This window comes from Myxococcus qinghaiensis, from assembly GCF_024198215.1.
GTDB classification, from domain to species: domain Bacteria; phylum Myxococcota; class Myxococcia; order Myxococcales; family Myxococcaceae; genus Myxococcus; species Myxococcus qinghaiensis.
Genome location: NZ_JAKCFA010000010.1, coordinates 25,553 through 46,909, shown reverse-complemented (window position 1 = coordinate 46,909; position 21,357 = coordinate 25,553). Strand labels below are relative to the sequence as shown.

Genomic DNA, 21,357 nt, shown 5'->3' with positions numbered 1-21,357 from the left:
CAGCCCATGTCGTCCGTCATCGTCAGCTCACGCTCCGCCCGTTCCGCTTCTCGGAGCGCATCCAGACGTCTGTTGTTATCAGGGGTCTTCGCGGTGCTCGCGGCGTGCACCCAGGCGAGCAGCGCCGCCACCGCCCCAGGCGCGCTCGAAGCCGGGCCGCGGGCCGCGGTGGGAGATGCCCGTCGCTACGAGAAGCCCTCGGACGCGGAGCTGCGCCGCACCCTCTCTCCCACGGCGTACGAGGTGACGCAGCGGGAGGCGACCGAGCCCCCGTTCCGCAACGCGTACTGGAACCACCACGAGGAGGGGCTCTACGTCGACGTCGTCACGGGCGAGCCGCTGTTCTCCTCCAAGGACAAGTTCGACTCCGGCACCGGCTGGCCCAGCTTCACGCGTCCGGTGGAGTCCGCGCGCGTGGTGGAGAAGCGGGACGAGAGCCTGGGCATGACGCGCGTCGAGGTCCGCTCGAAGGCGGGGGATTCCCACCTGGGCCACCTGTTCGATGACGGGCCGCAGCCCACGGGGCAGCGCTACTGCATCAACTCCGCGTCGCTGCGCTTCGTCCCGGTGAATGACATGGAGAAGCAGGGGTACGGCGAGTGGTTGACGCTGTTCGGCCGCAAGCCCGCGAGCGCGACGCCCGCGAAGGTGGACGTGGGCAAGGCGCTGACCGCGTCGGGTGTCACCGAGACGGCGCTGCTCGCGGGTGGCTGCTTCTGGGGAATGGAGGACCTGCTCCGCAAGATTCCGGGCGTGCTCCAGACAGACGTCGGCTACACGGGCGGAAATATAGAGAAGCCCTCGTATCAGGAGGTGAGCAGTGGACGGACGGGGCACGCGGAGTCGGTGCGCGTCGTGTTCGACCCGAAGGTCCTGAGCTTCGCGACGCTGCTGGAGGACTGGTTCTTCCGCATGCACGACCCGACGACGCTCAACCGCCAGGGCAACGACGTGGGGACGCAATATCGCTCCGCCATCTTCGTGCTGTCCGACGAGCAGCGCCGGGTCGCCGAGGAGGTGAAGGCGCGCGTCAACGCCTCTGGAAAGTGGAAGAAGCCCGTCGTCACCCAGGTCGTCCAGGCAGGCGAGTTCACCCCCGCCGAGGGCTATCACCAGGACTACCTGGTGAAGAATCCGGGCGGCTACACCTGCCATTACATGAGGGAGTGAGAAACCCGGGCCGTGGCTGGCTGATACAAGTCTCGCCTCCCTGGGAAAGCGAGTGAGCAAGCCCTGGCGCGGGGCGTCGAGCCGCGAAGCCGGGGCTTGCCGCGCAGGGGTGAAGTGGACTCAAGGCGGGCGTGGGCGGTGTGCGGCTATGCTGCGCGGATGATCTGCCCAGTCTGCGCGCGGTTTCGCGACACGGCATCGGGGGGCGCATGTCTGGAGTGTGGTGCCACCCTCCTGCCCGTCACCGAGCCGCACTTCGATGCACTCGTCACCAAGACACTCTGGCGACGCATCCAGGACTGGCGCTCCGACGCGCTCCTCGATGAGGCGACGGCGCTCCGGCTCGAGCAGTCCCTCCATGCGATAGCAGTGCCCCTCGACGCCCCGAGCTCCGAGGCCGTGGGCCACGACATGCCCGAGGTCGTCGCGCAGCCGCTGGACTCCGCCGCGCGAGTGGAAGCCTGGGCGGATGGCGTCGCCGCTTCGGCGCGCCGCGGGGGTGGCTGGAGTCTCTTCGGCTGGGGCGCGGCGCTCGCGCGTTCGCTGGAAGAGGCCGCGAAGGAGGAGCGTGAGCAGACGGCACGCGCGCCACGTGGCTCCCGACATGACAGGGACGCGAGCGAGGACGACCTCGGGTCCGCGCTGGGCTCTGGACAGTCGCTGTTCGCCCGGGATGCCTCGGGTGTACTGGGCGGTGGACTGGAGGCGGTCGTCGCGCTCGACGCGCAGCCCTCGGAGAGCACGGCCCGGCTGAACGACTTCATCTGGTGGTTCCTCGGCGCGGTGCTGGTGCTCGGCGGCTCGCTCATGGGCGTGCGCGAGGCGTGGAACGTGCTGGGCGACGTTCCGCGCCAGCTGCTCGTGACGGGGGCCCTGTGGATTTATCACGCGGGCTTCATCGGGCTCGGCGTGTTCCTGTCGCGCCGCTCGATGCCCGTGGGCCGGGTCCTGTCGGGCATCGGTCTGGCACTGCTTCCCGTCGCGTTCGTCGCGGTGTCCTCACTGGTGGCGATGTCACCGCTCTGGGGCATTCCCGTCGCGCTCGGGCTCACCGCGGTGGGAGTGGTGCCGCTGAGGTCCGCGGGCAGGCTGCTGCACGGGACGTCCGTGACGACGCTCGCGCTGGCGCTGTTCCCGTCACTGCTCGCGGGCCTGCCGCTGATGGGGCTGGACGAGGCACCCTGGCTGCGCGTGCTCTGCGCCTTCGCGGGCGTGGTGGCGCTCGGTGCCACGTTGTGGCGCTCGCGCAAGGAGACGTCCGCGCACGCGCTGCTCGTCGGAGCGAGCACGGCGCTGTATGGGGCGCTCTGGCTCGCGGTCTTCGCCGTGTCGAGCGGGCCCTCGGGGTTCGATGATTTGGAGCCGGGCGGCGCGTTGTTCGCGGGGATGACGCTCTGGGCACAGGCCATCGCCACGGTCATCGCGGTGGCGGCGACCACGCACTCCGCACGTGAGACGCTTCCTCGGGCGAGCGCGGTGCTGGAGACCGTGGCGCACGCGGTGCTCGCAGCCGGTGCGCTCGCGGGAGCCATCACCGCGTTCTCGGTGGGGACGGACGGAGACCTCCAGGTCGATGGCGCGTCGGCGCTCGCGCCGGTGCTCGCCGCCGGAGTCTTCTTCCTGCTGGAGTCGCGACGCCGCGCCCTGGTGCATCCCGGGGCCATGGCCACGCTCCTCGCGGGAGCCCTGCTCGCGCGGACGCTGTCGCCGGACGAGCAGGGCTGGTGGGTGTTCGGCGGCGCGGCGGCGGCCTCGCTGCTGATGCTCGCGGCGCGCGGAAGCGACTCGGGGATGCTGCGCATCCGGCTGCTGGCGTGGAGCATCGTCAGCGCGGGGGTGGCGATGCCGCTCGTCTCCCGAATGGAGGGCGATGGTTCTCCGTGGCCCCGCGTCTTCACGGGCCTGGTCATCGCCGTGGCCGCGCACCTCTCTGGAGGCTGGCGCTTGCGAGGGCTGCACTACGTGGGCGGAGCCGCCGCGCTCTTCGGCGCCCTGGCCTTCGTCGACGGAACCCCGTGGCTCGCGGGTGACTGGAGTCGCCTCGCGGTCTTCGCGCTCGTGAGCGGGCTGTACGGTGTCGTGGGGCTCGTGCAGGCCGCGTGGGCCAACCCGGCCTCGCCCCAGGACGCGCTGTTGCCCCTGGATGACCTGGGCCTGGTGATGGCCTCGGCGGGCGTGTTCCTGGCCATCGGCGTCGCGCCCGTGCCGCCGGAGCTGCTCACGTCCATCGCCGCCGGGTTGCCGGGCGGTGTCCTCGTCGCGCTTCCCACGGCGCTGGTGTCGCTGGCGTTGTTGCTGAGGACGCGCCGGGACGGCACTCGCCTCGTGAGCATCATCGCGGCCACGGGCGTGGCGCTCGTCGTCTCCCAGGTGCTGGGCACCGTCTCCGACTTCGCGTCGGCGCGTTCAGCGCTGGGCACGGCGGTCGTGGCGTTCGGCTTCGCGCTCTTCGCGACGCTGCGCCCACGTCCTCCCGTCGTCGACCCGGCCGCGCCCCCTGGCTCGCCGCGCGACCTCTGGGGTCGGGGGGTGTTCGCCCTCGCCCGGTTGCCGCTCGGGGCACGCGGGCTGTCGCTCTACACGGATGGCTTCGCCACGGCCGCGCTGGTGCAGGCCGTCATCGCGACGCTCACGTTGGTCCAGTGGCTCCCCTCCCCCACCGATGCCGAGCGCGGCATGTGCCTGCTCGCGGGCGGACTGCTCGTCCTGACCGCGCTCCTGGCCTTCGTGACGCGCGGCTTCGTGGACTGGCAGATGCGGGGCTCGGTGGTGACGCTCGCGCTCATGGGCGGGTTCATCGCGCTGACAGCCATCATCAATCGCGCGGGCCGTCCCCTGCCGCCGGATGTCGTGGCGATGCGGCTTCCGCTCATCGGCGTCGCGCTCTGGGGTGTCGCGCTTGCAACGAGGCGCTTTGGCCCGTGGCTGGCGAAGTGGCTGGAGCGCCCCAATCACGGCCCGCTGTACCACGCGGTGCCCCACGTGGGCGTGGCGGCGCTGGCGCTCGTGCTCCTGAAGGGCGCCGTCCTGGTCGGCCTGCCGTCCCCTTCACACGCGCTGGGAATCACCCCTCCGCTGCTGGTGCTGGGCGCGGCGGTGCTGGTGCTGCTGCTCGCGGCCTCGTTCCGCGCGGTGCCGCTGGCGAGCCTGGGGTTGTACCTGGGGCTGCCTGGTGCGGCGCTCTGGGCCGCGAGGCAGTCGCTGCTCGGCCCTTCGCTCATCTCGCTGGCGCCGCCGGATGGCCAGTGGGCGCGCGTGGGCGCAGAGGGCTATCACTGGCTCAGTGAAGCGGCGTGGCTCGCGCCCGGCGACAGCGTGTTCCTCCTGTGGCAGCGGGCCTTCGCGGGCATCGCCGCCGCGGGGCTCGTCTATGCCGTGGCCTCGGTCCGGGGTCTGCCCGAGCAATTCCGGCACCTGCTGCACCGTCGCTCCGTCACGGCGGTGTGGGTGGTGGGGCTCGCGGCGATCTTCCAGCCGGGACTCACGGCGGCGGGCCTCGTCTGCGCCACGGGCGTGGTGCTGTTCGTCGGTGGAGCCCGAGCGAAGGGGCGCGGCGTGCTGGGCGCGAGCATCCTCCTCTTGGTGCATGCGCTGGCGCACCAGGTGGACATCCTCGAAGCGTGGCCGGGCCCCGTGCTCGCGCTGGTGGGACTGGCGGTGGTGACGGTGGGCCCGTGGATTGCGCAAAGGCGCGGCCTGTCCGAGGGCGCGACGCGCGTCCGCATCCAACAGGCGATGGCCCTCTATCTCATCGTCGCGACGGTGTACGCGCTGGCGGTGAACGGCAACACGTCGTCGACGCTCGCGGCGCTCAACCTGCTCGCGGAGATGCTCACAGGACTGGGCGGCAGTTGGATGGTGTCGCCGGCCTTCCCGGTGACGCTGGTGCTCATCGCGGCCTCGCTGCTGGTGGCGGCGTTCCGGTGGAAGGGCGCCTTCGCCTCGCTCATGGCCTCGGCGGGCACCTGGGTGGCAGGCAGCGCGGTGCTGGCCTCGTTCATGGCCGGGTTCACGATTCGCGCGAGCCTCACGGGCCCCTGGCTGCGGTATGGGGACCTCTTCATCGTCCACGGCGCGGTGCTGGCCCTGGCGTCCGCGGGGGCCGTGGTGGCCCTGCAGACCGCGCAGCGGTGGACTCGCGCGCGGCGGGCGGACATCGCGGTGGGGATGACGTGGGGGCGGGACGCGTGGCTCGTGGCGACGGGGGTGATGCTCGCCGCGCTGGCCGTGAGCGGCAACGCGCCCCAGGAGTCGCTGACGACGGCCATCGCGGCCATCGGCCTGGCGGTGCTGGTGGCGCTGCACTGCGCCTGGGTGGAGCACACGGGGCGGCACGTGTACTTCGTGCAGCTCGCGGTGGTGGGCGTCTACGCGCTGGTGCGCAGCCTGTATGCGCCCGGCCTGCGGGCGGAACATGACGCACTCTTCGCGCTGGCGCTGGGCTTCACGCTCGTCGGCGTGACGGTGATGGCGCGTCGGGCGGGAGTGCGTCCGGTGGAGGCGGCGACCCGGCGCTTCGCGGCGCTGCTGCCCATTGGCATGGCGCTCGTGTTGCCGGGCGAGGCGACGCAGGAGGCGGCGCTGCTCGCGGGTGGCTCGGGGCTTCTGTACGCGGCGCTGGGGGCGGTGGAGCGGAGCCGGATGTTCGGCGCCTTCGCGGCGGCGGCGTGCAACCTGGCGCTGCTCATCGCCGCGCTGGCCTTCGGGCTGGAGGGGCTGGAAATCTACCTGGCGCCGCTGGGCCTGCTGCTGTTGATGCTGGGGCAGCTCTTCACGGGCAGCCTGCCGCACGCGGCGCGCAACACGGTGCGAATCCTGGGAGGCATGCTGCTGTACGTGCCCGCCGCGGCGAAGCTGGCGATGCGGGTGGGCGAGTCACCGGACGGCACGTATGCGCTCGTCTTCGGCGGCGTCTGCCTGCTGGGTGTCGCGCTGGGGATGGCGCTGCAGATTCGCGCGTACCTCGCGCTGGGCACGCTGTTCCTCACGCTGGACGTGGTGGCCAACCTGCTCGACGCGGGCCTGAGGGACCACCGCATCGGCTTCCTGGTGATGACGCTCACCGGCCTCACCGTCATCGGCGGCCGTGTCCTGGCGACCCTGAAGCGCCAGGAGTGGGAGCTGCTCGTGCGAAGGGTGCGCGTGCAGCTGCGAGGCTGGGACTGACCAGCCGCCTCGCCGCTGTCAGTCCACCGACAGCGGCAGGCGCACGGAGAAGGTGGTGCCCGCGCCCACGGTGCTCGCCACGGTGAGCCGGCCGCCGTGGTTCTCCACGATTCCCTGGCAGATGGAGAGCCCCAGGCCTGTGCCCCTGCCCTCCGGCTTCGTGGTGAAGAAGGGCTCGAAGATGCGCTGGAGGTGCTTGGGGTCGATTCCCGTCCCCGAGTCCCTCACCGACACCACCGCCTCCTGCCCCTCGCGCCGCGTCGTCAGGAACACCGCGCCGCCCGGCTGCATCGCGTGGCACGCGTTGGTGATGAGGTTGACGAACACCTGCACCAGGTTGGCGCGCACGGCCGACAGCGGCGGCAGCTCGGTGTACTCCCGGTGCACGCTGACGCGCGCCTGTGCCACCACGTGCTCACAGAAGCCCACCGCCATGTCCACCACGGCGTTGAGCTGAACCCGCTCCGGCTTGTCCTGTGCGGGCCGCGCGTAGCTGACCAAATCCCGAGTGAAACGCAGGATGCGGTGGCTGCTCTCCAGAATCTTCCGCAGCTTCTCCTGGTCCGCGGGATTCGCGCCCGGCGTCGTCCGCGAGCGCTGGAGCAGCGCATCCGCGTACGTGGCCACCGCCGTCATCGGGTTGTTGATTTCATGCACCACGCTGGCCGCGAGCTGGCCAATCGACGCCAGCTTCTCCGCGTGGATGATGCGCTTCTCCAGCTCCTTCACCACCGTGATGTCCTGGCCGATGGCGATGACGCCCTCCACCTCGCCATGGGGCGCCAGCATCGAGGACGTGGCGAACGACACCCGCACCTCGTTGCCGTCGCGCGACAGCAGCCGGGTCTCGAAGCTGTTCACCGCCTCACCGCGAATCGCGGCGGCGATGACCTGGGACAGCCGCAGGTGCTCGCTCTCCGGCACCAGCCAGAAGAGGTCCTTGCCCAGCACGTCTTCCTTCCGGAAGCCCGTCAGCGCGCTGAGCGCCTGGTTGAACACCACCACCTGCTGGTCCCGGTTGGCGACGAGGATGAGCGCGTTCGCCTTCTCCAGCAGGTCCTCCAGGTACTTGCGGACGAAGGTCAGCTCGTCGATGAGCTTCGCGTTCTTCACCGCCACCGCCACCTGGCTGGCCAGTTGGAGCAACACGCGCTCGTCGTGCTGCACGTCCGCGTCCAGCCCCTCCGGATACTCCATGTTGATGGCGCCGAAGAGCTGCCCGCTCGCCACCAGCGGCGCGCTCACGCCGTGCGTGCTGCCCAGGAACAGGAGCGGCACCTCGCCCAGCACCGTCACCCGGCCCGCCGGCAGCGCCGAGCGTCCCAGGTTCAGCTTCTCCACCGCGCGCTGCAACAGCACCAGCGGCTCGTGCGCGCCTTCCTTCAGCCGGCCCTCCGCGTAGAGCGACGTCAGCCCGCCGGTGCGCGAGTCGGTGATGCGGATGCAGAACGAGCGCCCGGGGAACAGCTCCTTCACCCCGCGCGCCACCGCCGCCACCAGCTCCTCCTCCCCGCCCGCCTCCGCCACGCTGCGGCCCAAGTCGAGCAGCACGCCCTCGGTGCGCGCCTGCTCCAGCAGCGCCCGCTCCGCCATCACCAGCCGGCTGCGCGCCAGCTCCGGGTCGTTCCGGGCCCGCACGGCAATCACGTCACCCCGGCGCGACATCGTCAGCACGGCGCCCGGCTTGCCCGCGAGCGGCAACTCCATGTCGCAGCTGGAGCCATCCACGGGCACGCCCGCGGCGGCCAGCGCGCGCGCGACATCCTCCACCGTCGCCTGATGCTCCGCGCAGAAGCGGTGGAAGGCCTCGTTGACCGCCACCAGTCGCAGCGTCGGGTCACACAGGGCCGCGGGCGTGTCGAGCGCCTCGAAGAAGGCCTGGTACGCCTCGGGCCCCGGGCCACCGGGGATTCGCACGGCGCGGGTGTCAGTCTTCATGGGAGGTCGCCTTGTCCAGGTCGAGAATCTGCTGCTCCCCCATGTACGCCTTCGTCTCGTAGCGGGTGATCTTCCCAATCTTCCGGACGATCTCCGCCATGCGCTCCGCCTCGCGGTAGATGATGTCCACCGGCTTCCAGGCGAAGTCCTCTTCCTTCAGCTTGCGCTTGAGCAGCTCCGCGTAGCCCATCACCGACGTGAGAGGCTGGTTGAGCTCATGCGCCGCGGTGCCGGCGAGCGCGACGATGACGGCGCTCTTCTCGCTCTCCTCCAGCCGCGTCTCCGCGTCCGACAGCTTGCGCTCCAGCTTCATCCGGTCGCGCATGTCCGTGAAGATGCCGACGCTGAAGACCTCGCGCCCGCCTTCGTACACGAGCGACGCCGTCATGTTGACCGGCACCCGCTCCCCCGCGCGATTCACCAGCTCCTCGCGCGTGAGCGACATGCGGCCCTTGCCACCATGCTCCGGCCCCCGGAGCGTGGACATGATTCGCCGCGCGACGCCTTGGGGATAGAGCTGCTCCACGGTGACGCCCGCCATCGCCTCCTGCGCGGTGTAGCCCACCAGCGCCTCCGCGCCCTTGTTGAAGAGGATGATGCGCCCCTTCAGGTCGGCGGCGATGATGGCGTCCACCGAAGAGTCGATGAGTCGCTCCAGGAAGTCCTTCGTCTGGCGCAGCTCGTCCTCCATCCGCCGCGCGTCGGTGACGTCCCGGAAGGACAGGATGGTGGCCGCGTCCTCGTCACGCAGCGGCGCGGCGGACATGGACAGCGTCAGCCGACGGCCCTTCGCCGTCCGGACCTCCACGTCCACGCCCGAGCGCGCCTCGCCCCGCGAGGCCGCCGTCACCAGCTCCATCAGCACGCCGTCATCCACCGGCTGCGTCACCTGATGCAGGTGCCGCCCCCGGGCCTCGGCCGCCGGCATGTCCAGCATCGCCGCGCCAGAGGGATTCAGCGACAGCACGCTCGCCTTGTCGTCGAGGATGGCCACACCCTCGCTGACGTGCGCGAAGAAGAGCTGGTAGGGCTTGAAGGAGGCCGCCTGCTCCTCGGCCGCCAGCCGCGCCGTCTTCTCCGCCTCCGTCTGGCCCCGCACCGACTGGAGCACTGAGGCGTTGCGCAGCGCCACCGCCGTGGCATGCGCCACCGTGGTGAGGAAGTCGATCTCCCGCGAGGTGAACGTGCGCCGCCGCCCCGCCGCGCGCAGCAGCAGCACGCCGCGCACCTGACCTCGGATGGGCAGGGGCAGCGCGGCGATGGCGTGGATGCCTCGGGCGGCCACGGCCCTGCGCTCCACGTCGCCCAGCAGCGGATGCGTGGGCGCCTCCTCCATCACCACCGGGCGACCCGTGCGCATCACCTCGCGGATCTCCGGGTAGCGCGACAGCTCGATGCGCAGGTCCTTGAGCGTCGGGTCATCGCTGGCCGCGACGATGACGCCCTCGTCCGCGTTGCGACCGAGCATCACCAGCGTGGCACGAGCGATGTCCAGCTTCTCAGCGAGCCTGCGCGTGACGCCATGGAGCAGCGCCTCCACGTCGGAGGTCTCCGCGTAGTCCGCCGTCAGCTCCAGCAGGAGCGCCAGGTCTTCCTGACCGCGCTCCTGGCCCTCGCGCTCCAGGTGACGCCCGGCGGCGCGGTGGAGCCGGAAGACCAGCTCGTGCGGCGACACCGGGGTGGTGAGGACGTCCGCGGGGCGCAGCGGCTCCACGGAGGAGAAGCCCTGCTCGGTCGGCTCCACCAGCGCCACCAGCGTGATGTGCGAAGCGCGAGGCGAGTCGAGCAGGGTGCGAAGCGCGGGGCCGCTGTCCGGCGAGGTGAGGTCCACCAACGCCAGCGCGGCGCCCTCCATGCCATCCACCACGCGCAAGCCCGCGCGCGAGGCCGCCGCCGCGAGGAGCTCACGTGCGGGCGAGGCCGGAGGCACCAGGGTGATGCCGAGAGCGAATTCCAGCGAAGACGGCACGTGGAGGGTCGGGGCGAGAGAGGGGAGCGGGCCCACTCTACACGCCCCGACGCCTCAGGGGCAGTCCGACTCGAAGGCCCCCAGGTCCGGGGCCGCGCCGCAGAAGGTCAGTCCCAACCCCAGGCCCGCATTGCGACCCACCGAGCCCGACCCCAGCCGGAAGTCCCCGGTGTCGATGTTGACGAACCCGGGCGACTTCTCCAGCGAGCGTTTGTCCAGCCCGCTGCGCGAGCGCCACTCCGTCAGGTTCACGCTCTCCCCATTCAACAGGAAGGAGGCGGAGCCGGAGGAGCGGAAGAAGAGGTTGCCATCCATCACCGTGCCGGTGCGCGCCGTGCCCGCGCGCGTGGACACACCGCAGCCGGCGAAGACGTTGTTGCGCACGTCCAGGCCCGCGCTCGGCCCCGTGTCGCCATGCCCGAAGGTGAGACAGGGCCCCGGCATGTTCCACACCGTGTTGTGCTGCACCTTCACGTCCGTGGACGTGTCCACGCGGATGGCGCCGCCGTCCTCGCTCCCACCCAGGCCGTCACGGATGAGGTTGCGACGGATGACGATGCGCGCGGGCGGACCGTTCACCCGGTTGCCACCGATGTTGATGGCCCGGCCGTTTCCATAGAAGACGTTGTCCTCCAGGGTGACGTCCGACGCGGAGAGGTGCACGACGACCCCTTCGCCCCGCGAGGAGGACGTGGCCTTGTGGCCCCAGATGATGTTGCCGCGCAGGGTGACGTGGGTGCAGGTCTTCACGTCCACGCCGTTCTCCCGGTTCTCGTGCAGCTCGTTGTCCTCCACGAGCAGGTTGTCGAAGGGCGTGCCGGACACGGTGGCGCCAGCCTCCGGGCCGATGCACTGCACCGCGTCTCCGGAGTTGTGATGGATGTCATTGCCGCGCACCACCACGTTCTTGGACGTGGTCTGCACGATGATGCCGTGGCTGTCGCTGCTGCCCCGGCTGAAGTTCGAAATCGTGTTGCCCTCGATGAGGATGTCGTGGGCCTTCTCCGACACGTTGAGGCCCGCGCCCGCCGTGCCGTTCTTCGCCACGCAGTCGCGCAGCACGCCATGGTGCGCGGCGGTGCCTCGCCACAGCACCGCGAAGGCGGCGGAGCCCGCGGCATCCAGCGTGATTCCCTCGACGTTCCAGTAGGCGCCGCGCACGTCCACCAGCGCGGACTCGCCGCTGGGCTTCACCACGGGCGAGCTGCCAGGCGCGGCCTTCACCGTGAGCCGCTTCGCCTCCGTGCCGCCGCGCTCCTCCAACTTGAGGCGCTCCGCGTAGTTGCCCGTCTTCAGATAGATGGCCTCGCCCGGCGCGATGAGCGTCAACGCCCGAGTCACCGTGCGCAGCGGCGCGCTCTCCGTGCCAGCGGCGCTGTCATTGCCCGACGGCGCCACCCAGAGGATGCGCGTGTAGGTCGGCTTCGGCGGCTCCGGAACAGGCTCGGGCTCCGGCTCGGGTTCGGGATTCGGCGTGGGGTTGGGGTTGGGATTGGGCGTCGGGGTCGGCGTGGGCTCCGACGGCTGCTCGGTGTCGTCGGGGTCCGTGGGCGTCGGCGTGGGGGTCGACGGTGTGGTGGGGGAAGGCGAAGACGGTGAGCCGGTGGAGGGCGCCTCATCGGTGGACGGACGTGAGCCCGTGTTCTGGGTCAGCTCGCTCTTGCCGTTGCAGGCAAGCAGGGCGAGCAGGGCAGCGGAGCAGTAGGCCGTCAGCAGCGGTGAGCGTTGGCGCATCCTGTCAGACTCCATGTGTGGGTCGCGGCGTGTGGGGCGCTCGCGAGGACGGCCGCCAATCGAGGCGCGCGGCCTGTTCATTCCCCGGTGCAACGGCAACCCAGACTTGCCAGGCCGCAGGGCAAGGAGGCAGGAAATGGGATTTCGCGGGGTTGCGTTGAGCGCGAAGAAGTCAGACTGATGCGCGCGGGGCCGCGCATTCGCGCTGTTGCCTGTACAGGTGTGCGGATGAAGGCGGTTTCATTCCCGCTTCGGGCCGGCGGGATTTCACTCGGAGAGCAGGTCGCTCAGAGCGCGGGCATGCTGGCGTGGGCGCGAGCCCCGTGCCATCTAGCGCGCGGGCATCGCACTCAAAGGGAACGCCATGAACGTGCTGGTTACGGGAGCCACGGCCGGGTTCGGCCTGGCCATCGCGCGTCGCTTCATCCGCGAAGGTGCGCGAGTCATCGCCACCGGACGCAGGACAGAGCTGCTGGAGAAGCTGCGCGCGGAGCTGGGTGAGCGGCTGCTGCCGGTGACGCTCGACGTGACGGAGCGCGAGGCGATGGCGAAGGTGCTCGGCGCGCTGCCGGCGGACTTCGCCGAGGTGGACGTGCTGGTGAACAACGCGGGGCTGGCGCTGGGGTTGGAAGCGGCGCAGTCGGCGCACCTCGACGACTGGGAGGTGATGGTCGACACGAACGTGAAGGGGGTCCTCTACTGCACGCACGCGGTGCTGCCCGGCATGGTGGCGCGCAACCGGGGCCACATCATCAACATGGGCTCGGTGGCGGCGGACTATCCGTATCCGGGTGGCAACGTGTACGGCGCGACGAAGGCCTTCGTGCAGCAGTTCAGCCTCAACCTGCGCGCGGACCTGCTCGGCACGGCGGTGCGCGTGACGGACATCGAGCCCGGGCTCGTGGGCGGCACGGAGTTCTCCAACATCCGGTTCAAGGGCGACGCCGCGCGCGCCGCGGCCCCCTATGCCAACACGCAGCCGCTGACACCCGAGGACATCGCGGACGCGGTGCACTGGGTGGCCTCGCGGCCGGCGCACGTGAACATCAACGTCATGTCACTGATGCCGGTGGCCCAGGCCTTCGGGCCGCTCGCGGTGAAGCGCCAGGGCTGAGCCACGCGGTGGGCACCCGAAGGGGTGCTCGCCTGCCCTCCAGGCGTCGGGCGCCTCGCGAGGCCCCGACAGCCCCATCCCCGACACGCCATCCCGTCCGAGGCCGGCTCCATCGCCTGGCGGCGTCACAGCTCCGCCCACCTCAACTCCAGGAGGGAGAGGTCTCGCGCTCCGCGCCGGAGTTCCCGGCGGGTCGATGCTCGCGAGGCGGGGGGACGCGCGATGAAGCGCTACGGCACGACCATCTCCATCATCCTCGCGGTCTTCGGCGTGTACGCGCTGGTCATGTTCGGCGCGTCCTTCGCGGGCCTGACGGGAGAGACGCCCATGGTGCTCTCCTCCGTGCTGGGGCTGCTCGTCTGGGCCGCCCTCATCGCCCTGGTCATCCAGGCGCTGCGCTTCTCGGTGCCGGTGGCCAGGGGAGACGGCGACAAGGCCGACGAGAGCCTGCGCTGGACGTCGAGGACCTTGCTGGCGGCGGCCATCGCCTCGCTCTTCACCGCCGTCGCGCTGGCGCCAGGAGCGTTCGCCGCGTGTGGCCCCACGTTCCTGGCGAACCTCTACCACTGGGGCGGCATCGTCGGCAGCATCGCCGCCTTCGCCTTCTGGTTCGCCTTCCCGCACATCGCGCGGAACATGCTCGAGGGGCGCGCGGCCCAGGTGGAGCTGCACCGGGTGCGCAACATCGTGCTCGCGGGCGCCATCGTCTACGGCGTCATCGGGCTGTTCTGGCTCGGCGCGTGGCTGGTGCTGCGCGGCTCCATCGACAGTGGCGAGTACCCGACCTCGTCGAGTTCCCCCTACCGCCTGCCCTACCCCGAGGGAGACCGCTCCTGGGTCATCCAGGGCAACAACTCCCACCTGAACCACAACGACGACGAGGAATACGCCTGGGACTTCCGTCGGCAGTGCGGCACCCCGGTGCTGGCGGCGCGCGCGGGCACGGTGTCGCGCGTGGTGGACACGAACAGCGGCAACGGCGGCGACAAGCCGAACAACCGCATCGAAGTCGCGCACGGCGACGGCACCGTGGGCCGCTACTTCCACATCTCCCAGGGCACCGCGAAGGTGGGCGTGGGCGACACGGTGAGTCAGGGACAGCAGCTCGCGGAGGTGGGCAACGTGGGCAACAGCCTCACCGGCCACATCCACTTCGACGTGGAGAAGGGCGGCGACAGCATCCCCGTCACCTTCAACAACGTGGACGAGGACAAGGGCATCCCCAGGACTTTCGAGGGCTACGCCTCGAAGTAGCGGGCCCGCCATGACGCGGTGCTTCCCCGCCTGCTCGAAACATGAATCACCATTCACTTTTCGGACAAGGGGCCCTGCGCCCCTGGGGCGGCCTGGGCTAACGTTGGAGGCATGAGCGACTCGGACCGCCCGCCTCCGCCCAGGGGACTCCTCGCCCGGGGACTGAAGCTCCTGGGCCACCTCACCCACCCGGAGACTCGCACGGGCAAGGTGTTCACCCGCGCCGAGCAGGGCCTCACCCGCTTCCTCACGCGCGTCTCCGAGAGCCCCACCTACCTGCGCGCCAGCGGCACCGTGCTGCGCCAGGGCCTCAACGCGCGCATCCGCCGCAACAGCCTGGTGGAGAACGCGCTCCACACGCTGCGCCTGCCCACGACGTCCGAGGTGGAGAACCTCCGAGACCAGCTCCGCCGCGTGAATGACCAGGTGGAGGCGCTCGGCTCCCAGTTGGAGGTGGTGGTGGACCTGCTCCATCGGAAGGAGTCCGCCGCCGAGCCCGCTCCCACCGACAGCCCTCCCACCAAGCCCGGCGCCTGAACATGACCGCGTCCACGCCCCAGCGGCTCCGCTCCTTCGTCACCGGGCAGTTCGAGCTCACGCGCGCCGTCGCGCACGCGCTCAAGGCCCGCCCCTTCAATCCCTACCCGTACCTCAAGCCCTTCATCGAGCGGGCTTCCGGAGTGCGTGAGCCGCCCATCAGCGCCACGCCCCACACCGTGGTGTACACGCGGGGCAGCATGCGGCTGCTGCGCTACGCCGCGCCCCGTCGGCGCCACCGCACGCCCATCCTGTTCGTCTACTCGCTCATCAATCGCTGGTACATCCTCGACTTCCTGCCGGGTCGCAGCCTCATCGAGCACCTCACGCAGGAGGGCTTCGACGTGTACGCCATCGACTGGGGCGTGCCGGGCCAGGAGGAGGAGCGGCTCACCTGGTCTGACCTGCTCGGCGGGCTCATCCAGACGGCGGTGCGCTGGACGCTGCGGGTCAGCAAGAGCCGGGACCTCACGCTCTACGGCTACTGCATGGGCGGCACGCTCGCGCTGGCCTACACGTCGCTGTATCCCGAGGGCGTGCGCAACCTCGTCGCGCAGGCCACGCCCGTGGACTTCAGCAAGGGCGGTGTCTACACGCTGTGGACCGCGGCCAACCACTTCGACGTGGACTCGCTCGTGGATGCCTACGGCAACGTGCCCACGCCCGTGCTGGAGAGCGGCTTCCTCATGGTGGCCCCGGTGCAGCGACTCACACGCTGGCTGGAGGTGTGCCGGCGCATCGACGACCCGGACTTCGTCAGCACGTTCCTCGCCATGGAGCGATGGGGCTCCGACCCGGTGCCCTTCCCCGGCGAGGTGTATCGCCAGTACATCAAGGACTGCTACCAGCAGAACCTCTTCCACCAGGGCCGCATGAAGGTCGGCGGGGAGAACGTGGACCTGGGCAGAATCCAAGCCTCGGTGCTCAACGTCATCGCCGAGCACGACACCATCGCCTTCCCCGCCATGAGCGAGCCGCTCGTCGACCTGGTGGGCACGAAGGACGCGCAGACGCGGCGCTATCCGGTGGGCCACATCGGCCTGTCCGCCTCCAGCAAGGGCCCCACCCACGTCTGGCCCTCCATCTCCGAGTGGATTGCCGCGCGCTCGCGAGCGATGGAGCCGTGATGCACTCCGCTTCTGAATCGACTTCGGGCACCGGCGTGCAGGTCCGCGAGGGTGTGCTCCGGCTGAAGGACGGGCGACGGCTCGCGTATGTGGAGTCGGGAGACCTGGACGGAGTCCCGGTGTTCTTCGTCCACGGCAACCCGGGCTCGCGCTACATGCGCCACCCGGATGACCGGCTCACGTATGGGCTCGGTGTGCGCCTCATCACTCCGGACCGACCCGGCTACGGGCTGTCCGACTACCAGTCCGACCGCACGCTGTTGGACTTCCCGGAGGACCTGGAGCAGCTCGCCAACGCGCTCAAGATTGGCCGCTTCTCCCTCTTCGGTGTGTCCGCGGGCGGCCCCTATGTCGCGGCCTCCGCGTGGCGCCTGGGCGAGCGAATCATCCGCTCCGCCATCGTCTCCGGGGCCTCGCCGCTGAAGCGGCCCGGTGGCATGGAGGGCGTCAATCGCGACTACCGCAACGCCTACGCGATGGCCGCGTGGCCCGAGTGGCTCTTGCATCCGCTGCTGGCGATGCATGACCGGCAGGTGCGCGCGAATCCGGAGCGCGCGCTGGCGGCGCTGCTGGCGCATGCGTCGGAGGATGACCGGCTGGTGCTGTCGGACCCGCACATCGCCGCGCAGGTGCAGGGCTGGCGACGAGAGGCCACGCGCCGAGGCGTGGCGGGCATGCGCCGCGAGGCCCACATCCTGGCGTCACCGTGGAACGTCCCGCTGGAGGAGCTTCGCGGCGAGGTGGACCTCTGGTACTGGGACGGCGACAGCATCGTCCCGCCGCAGATGGGGCGCTATCTCGCCTCGCGAATCCCGCGCACCGTGCCCCACTTCCTCCCCGGTGGCGGACACTTCTCCATCTACTCGCACTGGCGCGACATCCTCGCCCCGCTCGCACGGCGCTGACGACGTTCAGTCCCCGACACGGGCCTTGCCTCCGGGAGCACCACACCCCAGCTTCGCCTCCGGCCGGAGGGTGAGCGGACTCGCGGAGAATGAACATGGGACGGTGGCGGGCAGGCGCTGCGGGGCTGGTGCTGAGCGTGTGGACAGCACTCGGCTGTGGGAGCGGCGCGTCCACCGAGCCTCCACGCCCCGAGGAAGAAGACCCGGGCTCCCCGCCCCAACCCCCCAAGCCTCCGATGCTGGAGCCGGGGGATGCGCGGTGGACCGTTCACTCGCGAACGCTGGGACAGCAGGACGCGGTGGCCGTGGCCTCGGATGGTCTGGGCGGCAGCGTGTTGCTGGGGAGCACCCGTCCGACGAGCACACCCGATGCGTCCTCGACGGACACCAGCGGCACGGCGCTCACCCTCACCCACCATGACGGCGCGGGACAGGTGCTGTGGACGCGGAGCTTCATGCCCGAGCCCTCCGAGGGCGGAACGGCCCATGCCCACGCGCAGTTCCTCGCTGTCTCCTCCGAGGGAGAGCTGTTCGTCGCGGGCAAGCTGGAGGGCCGGCTGCGCCTCGGAGAGACGCTCATCACCGACAGCCACTTCGTGGCGAAGCTGTCCTCGGACGGCACGCCCCGGTGGGCACGCGCGACGGGCACGGTGAAGGCGCTGACACCTGATATCGAAGGCGAAGTCGTGGTGGCGCACGGCCGACTGGTGACGCGCTACGACACCCGAGGCACGGCGCGCTGGTCCCAGGAGATGCCCGCGCTCGCCTCCGCCTCCGCCGTCGCGTTGGACTCCGACGGCGGCGCGGTGCTGGCGGGACAACGCCCGCTGTCGCCCGTGGAGAGCATCGGGTTCATCGCCCGGCTGTCGCCCGTCGGTGAGGTGTACTGGGAGCTGGAGGTGGGACCGGCCGCCCCGTCTTTCACCCAGGTGATTTTCGCGGCCGATGGTGGACTGCGGCTCACCGGTGACTTCAAGGGCACGCTCCACTGGGGAGGCACCGTGCTCAAGTCCACCTGTGCCGAGGAGGGCTGCTCGCGCGCGGCCTTCGTGCTCGCGGCCGACGCCGCGGGGCGACCGCTGTGGGGACACGCACTGGCCAGCCCCACCACGGGCGAGCCCCAGGGCGCGCGCCTGGCGGCGGATGAGGATGGCGGCGCGGCGGTGCTCTGGAGGCACGGGTGCGGCTCGGAGCTGGCTCGGCTGTCACCCCTAGGTGAGCTGTCGTGGCAGGCGCCCTACGTCACCCAGCCCTGCGACGAGAGCCTCCGCCTGCGAGACGTCACCTTCCTGTCGGGAGGAGACCTGCTGGGCACCGGGGTGTTCTCCGGCACGCGCGCGCTGGGCGGCGAGGAGCCCTTCACCTCCGACGACGCGGACGTCTTCCTGCAACGCCTGGTGCCGTAGCGCTGCTCAGGCGGCGCGCGACTCGGCCGGAACAGCGACGCCCGTCGGGGACTCGGGGAGCGGCTCACCGTCCGCGCCCAGCACCACGGGCTTGATGCCCAGCTTGCGCTCCACCAGCGTGTGGCCCAGGTAGACGAACGGCGTCAGGCCCACCGCGATGAGCAGCTTCACGATGTACGACGTGGCGATGATGTTGAAGATGACGGCGGTGGGCAGCACACCCGTCCACGCGACGAACTGCACCACCGTGGTGTCGATGAGCTGGGACACCAGCGTGGAGCCCGTCGCACGCAGCCACAGCATCTTGTTGTTCGTGATGCGCTTGAGCAGGTTGAAGATGGAGATGTCGCAGAACTGGCCCACCAGATAGGCAATCATCGACGCCATCAGGATGCGCTGCGAGCCACTGAAGACGTTGTTGAACGAGCCCTCCACCGTCCCCGTGAAGTCCGGCGCGCGCGTCAGCGGAGCGAAGGGCACCTCCACCGCAATCGCAATCACCGTGAAGGCGAAGATGGCCATGCCGAAGCCCACCCACGTGACGAAGCGGGCGGCCTTCTTGCCGTAGAACTCGTTGAGGATGTCGGTGAGCAGGAACGTCACCGGGAACGGCAGCATCCCAATGGACATGACCGCCACCACGAAGCCCAGGTTGACCTCGAACAGCTTCACGCCGATGAGGTCTCCCACCACCAGCGATGTGATGAACACCGCCGCCAGCACCACGAAGAGCTGCATCCGTCTGTCGAGGTTCATGCCGTCGTTTCCCCTGGGCTCCGAGGCCGCGTCATACCGTGCCTCGCGGCCCGGGAAACAGTCCCCCCACTGGGAGTGCGCCTCTGGCTCAGGGCTGCTTGTCGGCGGACAGGCCGGGCGCGGCGGGCTCGTCATGGGGGTAATAGGACGTGCCGGTGATGGACAGGAGCACGGACGCGGGGGCGCTCGGCTCCACCGCCTTCGCCTCCGGCTCCATGAAGCGGGGCCGGTACACACTCAGCACCGTCTGCTCCTGCTCGGTGGGGTTGTCGTAGCGACGCGGAAAGCCCCGGGGCCAATGGAACGCCATGCCCCGCTCGACGGGATGGCCCTGCGCCACCAGGCCGGGCCCCAGCACCAGCTCGCTCTCCTCCATCTCCGCGTTCGAGCTGGCGGGAACGGTGCCCCCCGGCTTCACGCGCAGCCGATACACGCCGTAGCCCGCGCCCTCGTGGATGATGTCCATCCGACCGAAGGAGCGCTCCTCCGAGGCGTAGCCCATCTCCTCCGCCGTGCGATGCACCTGGAGCGACGGCACCGCGAGCCCGCCCAGCGCCTGGGGCTTGATGACGCGCACGGTGGCCGCGTGCACCTGGGCGCGCGGCACGTCCACGGTGGGCGGAGCGAGCAGATAACGACTCACGGCCTCGACGGCGGACTCCAGCAGCTCGAAGCGACACGCCTCCAAGAGGAAGCGCAGCTCTCCAGCCAGCCGCCCGTAGTTCACCGTGTGCGCCAGCCTGCCGCCCGTCGCCGCGTTGCGCGTGTCCAGGAAGAGGGCCACGTCCAGCCGGAGCGGTTGCGCGGAGACCCGCTCGCGGTTGTACACGCCCACGATGCAGTCCACGGTGAGCCCCCGCAGCTCGATGACGTCCAGCGGACGGCCCTTGCTGTCATTGACGACGGGCGGGTGGAAAGCCAGCTCCGCGCTCATAGTCTCGCGCTCCTGCCGCCATCGACGGCGATGACCTGTCCGGTGACATAGGGGGCTTCGCGCGCGAGGAAGACGACGGTGCGCGCCACGTCCTCCACGCTGCCCTCGCGCCCCATGGGGATGTGTCGCAGCACCTGCTCGCGCGCGGCGGCGTCGAAGCTCTCCGGGAACGCGGCCACTCCGGGCGAGACGGCATTGACGCGCACGTGCGGCGCCAGTTCCACCGCCAGCGCGCGCGTCAGCATCAACAGGCCCGCCTTGCTCACCGAGTAGTGCGCGAAGTGGCTCTCCGGACGCTCGCCCGCGATGTCGCCCACGTGCACCACCAGCGGGTCCTTGCCGGCGCGCAGCGCGGGCAGCAGCGCCTGGGTGAGGAAGAAGGGCGCGTCCAGGTTGACGGCGAGCATGGTGCGGTATTGCTCGCGTGAGATGGCCGCGAAGTCGACCCGCTCGTAGAGGCCCGCGTTGTGGACCACCACGTCCAGCGCGGGCCACGCCTCGCGCACGCTCGCGGCCAGGGCGTCGACGGCGTCGGGCTGGCTCAGGTCGGCGGCATGGAGGGTGACGCGGCGGCCCTCGGCCCGAAGCTCGTCCGCCAGCGAGGCCAGCGCATCCAAGGAGCGGTGGGCGTGCAGCGCCAGGTCGTAGCCGGCGCGCGCCAGGGCTTTTGCCACCGCGCGTCCGACACGAATGCCTGCTCCGGTGATGAAGGCGGTACCCATGTGCGGCGCCCTGACTAACAGGCCGCACGCGGAAAGGCACCGGGGACCTGAAACACGAAGGGCGATGCCGGATACCCCCGTATCCGGCACCGCCCCTCGACCCCCGGTCTCTTCAGCGAAAATTACGGGTGGTAGCTCGCCGCATGAACGCGGCTGGAGCTCCAGCCACCGTTGTTGCGCTCGTAGGACACCCAGACCCACTCGGTGGACTGCTCGTAGCGGCCTTCCACCCAGCGGTTCTCATAGAAGCCGCCCGTGCAGCGGGACACGTGGTGGTGACGGCCGCGACGCTCCTGGCACACCTGGGGCACCCACACCTTCTCGTAGCGGCCCTCGACCCAGCGGCTCACCGTCTGCATTTCGTAGCGGCCCTGAGCGCGGGCCGGAGGACGGGGCGCCGGAGCGTGGTGGCAGCCGTGGGTGTGCACGTGCGCCTCGTAGCGGTCCGGGCGGTGGCCGCGGTTGTCGTTCCGGTCATGGTTCCGGTCATCGCCGCGGCGGGCCTGCTGAGAAGCCCAGTCGCGAACGCTGCCGTCCGCCGCCAGTGCCGTCGAGGAACCAAGAAACAGGGTGCCGAGAGCCAGGGTGGTGAGAGCAGTCTTGAAAGCCATGGTGTCCGTCCTCC

At 70.5% G+C, this 21,357-nt stretch carries 15 protein-coding genes; 8 read left to right on the top strand and 7 right to left on the bottom strand.

Annotated elements, in window-relative coordinates; translation table 11 throughout:
- Positions 1–6: 6 nt before the first annotated feature.
- Both LZ199_RS20000 and LZ199_RS19995 read left to right on the top strand, forming a co-directional pair.
- Entirely contained in the window at positions 7–1,170 is a 1,164-nt protein-coding gene (locus LZ199_RS20000; RefSeq protein ID WP_253995331.1) for a bifunctional methionine sulfoxide reductase B/A protein, read from the top strand.
- 159 nt (positions 1,171–1,329) lie between these two features.
- The gene (locus LZ199_RS19995; RefSeq protein WP_253995330.1) at positions 1,330–6,336 is read left to right on the top strand and encodes a hypothetical protein; all 5,007 of its coding nucleotides are present in this window, start codon (positions 1,330–1,332) and stop codon (positions 6,334–6,336) included.
- 18 nt (positions 6,337–6,354) lie between these two features.
- Here the strand turns inward: LZ199_RS19995 and LZ199_RS19990 are convergent, their stop codons facing one another.
- From LZ199_RS19990 to LZ199_RS19980, 3 genes are read right to left on the bottom strand one after another with little or no spacing between them, the layout of a single operon-like run.
- Positions 6,355–8,274, bottom strand: a complete 1,920-nt coding sequence (locus tag LZ199_RS19990) for an ATP-binding protein (protein WP_253995329.1) — start codon at positions 8,272–8,274, stop codon at positions 6,355–6,357.
- Positions 8,264–10,243 (bottom strand): PAS domain S-box protein, encoded by a 1,980-nt coding sequence (locus LZ199_RS19985; protein WP_407667220.1) that lies wholly within the window; start codon positions 10,241–10,243, stop codon positions 8,264–8,266. The genes LZ199_RS19990 and LZ199_RS19985 overlap by 11 nt, the downstream gene beginning before the upstream one ends.
- A gap of 54 nt (positions 10,244–10,297) precedes the next feature.
- Positions 10,298–11,977 (bottom strand): right-handed parallel beta-helix repeat-containing protein, encoded by a 1,680-nt coding sequence (locus LZ199_RS19980; RefSeq protein ID WP_253995327.1) that lies wholly within the window; start codon positions 11,975–11,977, stop codon positions 10,298–10,300.
- 364 nt (positions 11,978–12,341) lie between these two features.
- Here LZ199_RS19980 and LZ199_RS19975 point away from each other — a divergent pair, with 364 nt between their 5' ends.
- The 6 genes from LZ199_RS19975 (at position 12,342) to LZ199_RS19950 (ending at position 18,320) form a co-directional block, all read left to right on the top strand.
- Positions 12,342–13,091 carry an SDR family NAD(P)-dependent oxidoreductase gene (locus tag LZ199_RS19975; RefSeq protein WP_253995326.1) on the top strand — a complete coding sequence of 250 codons (750 nt, stop codon included), beginning with the start codon at positions 12,342–12,344 and terminating at the stop codon, positions 13,089–13,091.
- A gap of 222 nt (positions 13,092–13,313) precedes the next feature.
- Positions 13,314–14,345, top strand: coding sequence for a M23 family metallopeptidase (locus LZ199_RS19970; RefSeq protein ID WP_253995325.1), 1,032 nt, complete (start codon positions 13,314–13,316; stop codon positions 14,343–14,345).
- 111 nt (positions 14,346–14,456) lie between these two features.
- Positions 14,457–14,882 carry a hypothetical protein gene (locus LZ199_RS19965; protein ID WP_253995324.1) on the top strand — a complete coding sequence of 142 codons (426 nt, stop codon included), beginning with the start codon at positions 14,457–14,459 and terminating at the stop codon, positions 14,880–14,882.
- A 2-nt stretch (positions 14,883–14,884) separates the two neighbouring features.
- Entirely contained in the window at positions 14,885–16,009 is a 1,125-nt protein-coding gene (locus tag LZ199_RS19960) for an alpha/beta fold hydrolase (RefSeq protein ID WP_253995323.1), read from the top strand.
- Complete coding sequence (locus LZ199_RS19955) at positions 16,009–16,914, top strand: alpha/beta fold hydrolase (protein WP_253995322.1); 906 nt, start codon at positions 16,009–16,011, stop codon at positions 16,912–16,914. Before LZ199_RS19960 ends, LZ199_RS19955 begins: the two co-directional genes overlap by 1 nt.
- Before the next feature lie 95 nt (positions 16,915–17,009).
- On the top strand, positions 17,010–18,320 hold the full coding sequence (locus LZ199_RS19950) for a hypothetical protein (RefSeq protein ID WP_253995321.1): 1,311 nt from the start codon (positions 17,010–17,012) through the stop codon (positions 18,318–18,320).
- A gap of 6 nt (positions 18,321–18,326) precedes the next feature.
- On the opposite strand, the gene LZ199_RS19945 is transcribed toward LZ199_RS19950, so the two are convergent.
- The 4 genes from LZ199_RS19945 to LZ199_RS19930 all read right to left on the bottom strand — a co-directional run bounded on the left by LZ199_RS19945 (position 18,327) and on the right by LZ199_RS19930 (position 21,343).
- Positions 18,327–19,076, bottom strand: coding sequence for a queuosine precursor transporter (locus tag LZ199_RS19945; protein WP_253995320.1), 750 nt, complete (start codon positions 19,074–19,076; stop codon positions 18,327–18,329).
- An 88-nt stretch (positions 19,077–19,164) separates the two neighbouring features.
- Positions 19,165–20,010 carry a dihydroneopterin aldolase gene (locus LZ199_RS19940; protein ID WP_253995319.1) on the bottom strand — a complete coding sequence of 282 codons (846 nt, stop codon included), beginning with the start codon at positions 20,008–20,010 and terminating at the stop codon, positions 19,165–19,167.
- Positions 20,007–20,732 carry an SDR family NAD(P)-dependent oxidoreductase gene (locus LZ199_RS19935; protein WP_253995318.1) on the bottom strand — a complete coding sequence of 242 codons (726 nt, stop codon included), beginning with the start codon at positions 20,730–20,732 and terminating at the stop codon, positions 20,007–20,009. Before LZ199_RS19935 ends, LZ199_RS19940 begins: the two co-directional genes overlap by 4 nt.
- A 122-nt stretch (positions 20,733–20,854) precedes the next feature.
- Complete coding sequence (locus LZ199_RS19930; protein WP_253995317.1) at positions 20,855–21,343, bottom strand: hypothetical protein; 489 nt, start codon at positions 21,341–21,343, stop codon at positions 20,855–20,857.
- Positions 21,344–21,357: the final 14 nt, after the last annotated feature.

Coding starts and splice junctions, on each gene's coding strand:
- LZ199_RS19995 (WP_253995330.1), top strand. CDS start 1,330: ATGATCTGCCCAGTCTGCGCGCGGTTTCGCGACACGGCATCGGGGGGC.
- LZ199_RS19945 (WP_253995320.1), bottom strand. CDS start 19,076: ATGAACCTCGACAGACGGATGCAGCTCTTCGTGGTGCTGGCGGCGGTG.
- LZ199_RS19950 (WP_253995321.1), top strand. CDS start 17,010: ATGGGACGGTGGCGGGCAGGCGCTGCGGGGCTGGTGCTGAGCGTGTGG.
- LZ199_RS20000 (WP_253995331.1), top strand. CDS start 7: ATGTCGTCCGTCATCGTCAGCTCACGCTCCGCCCGTTCCGCTTCTCGG.
- LZ199_RS19960 (WP_253995323.1), top strand. CDS start 14,885: ATGACCGCGTCCACGCCCCAGCGGCTCCGCTCCTTCGTCACCGGGCAG.
- LZ199_RS19980 (WP_253995327.1), bottom strand. CDS start 11,977: ATGCGCCAACGCTCACCGCTGCTGACGGCCTACTGCTCCGCTGCCCTG.
- LZ199_RS19955 (WP_253995322.1), top strand. CDS start 16,009: ATGCACTCCGCTTCTGAATCGACTTCGGGCACCGGCGTGCAGGTCCGC.
- LZ199_RS19940 (WP_253995319.1), bottom strand. CDS start 20,010: ATGAGCGCGGAGCTGGCTTTCCACCCGCCCGTCGTCAATGACAGCAAG.
- LZ199_RS19935 (WP_253995318.1), bottom strand. CDS start 20,732: ATGGGTACCGCCTTCATCACCGGAGCAGGCATTCGTGTCGGACGCGCG.
- LZ199_RS19970 (WP_253995325.1), top strand. CDS start 13,314: ATGAAGCGCTACGGCACGACCATCTCCATCATCCTCGCGGTCTTCGGC.
- LZ199_RS19965 (WP_253995324.1), top strand. CDS start 14,457: ATGAGCGACTCGGACCGCCCGCCTCCGCCCAGGGGACTCCTCGCCCGG.
- LZ199_RS19990 (WP_253995329.1), bottom strand. CDS start 8,274: ATGAAGACTGACACCCGCGCCGTGCGAATCCCCGGTGGCCCGGGGCCC.
- LZ199_RS19930 (WP_253995317.1), bottom strand. CDS start 21,343: ATGGCTTTCAAGACTGCTCTCACCACCCTGGCTCTCGGCACCCTGTTT.
- LZ199_RS19975 (WP_253995326.1), top strand. CDS start 12,342: ATGAACGTGCTGGTTACGGGAGCCACGGCCGGGTTCGGCCTGGCCATC.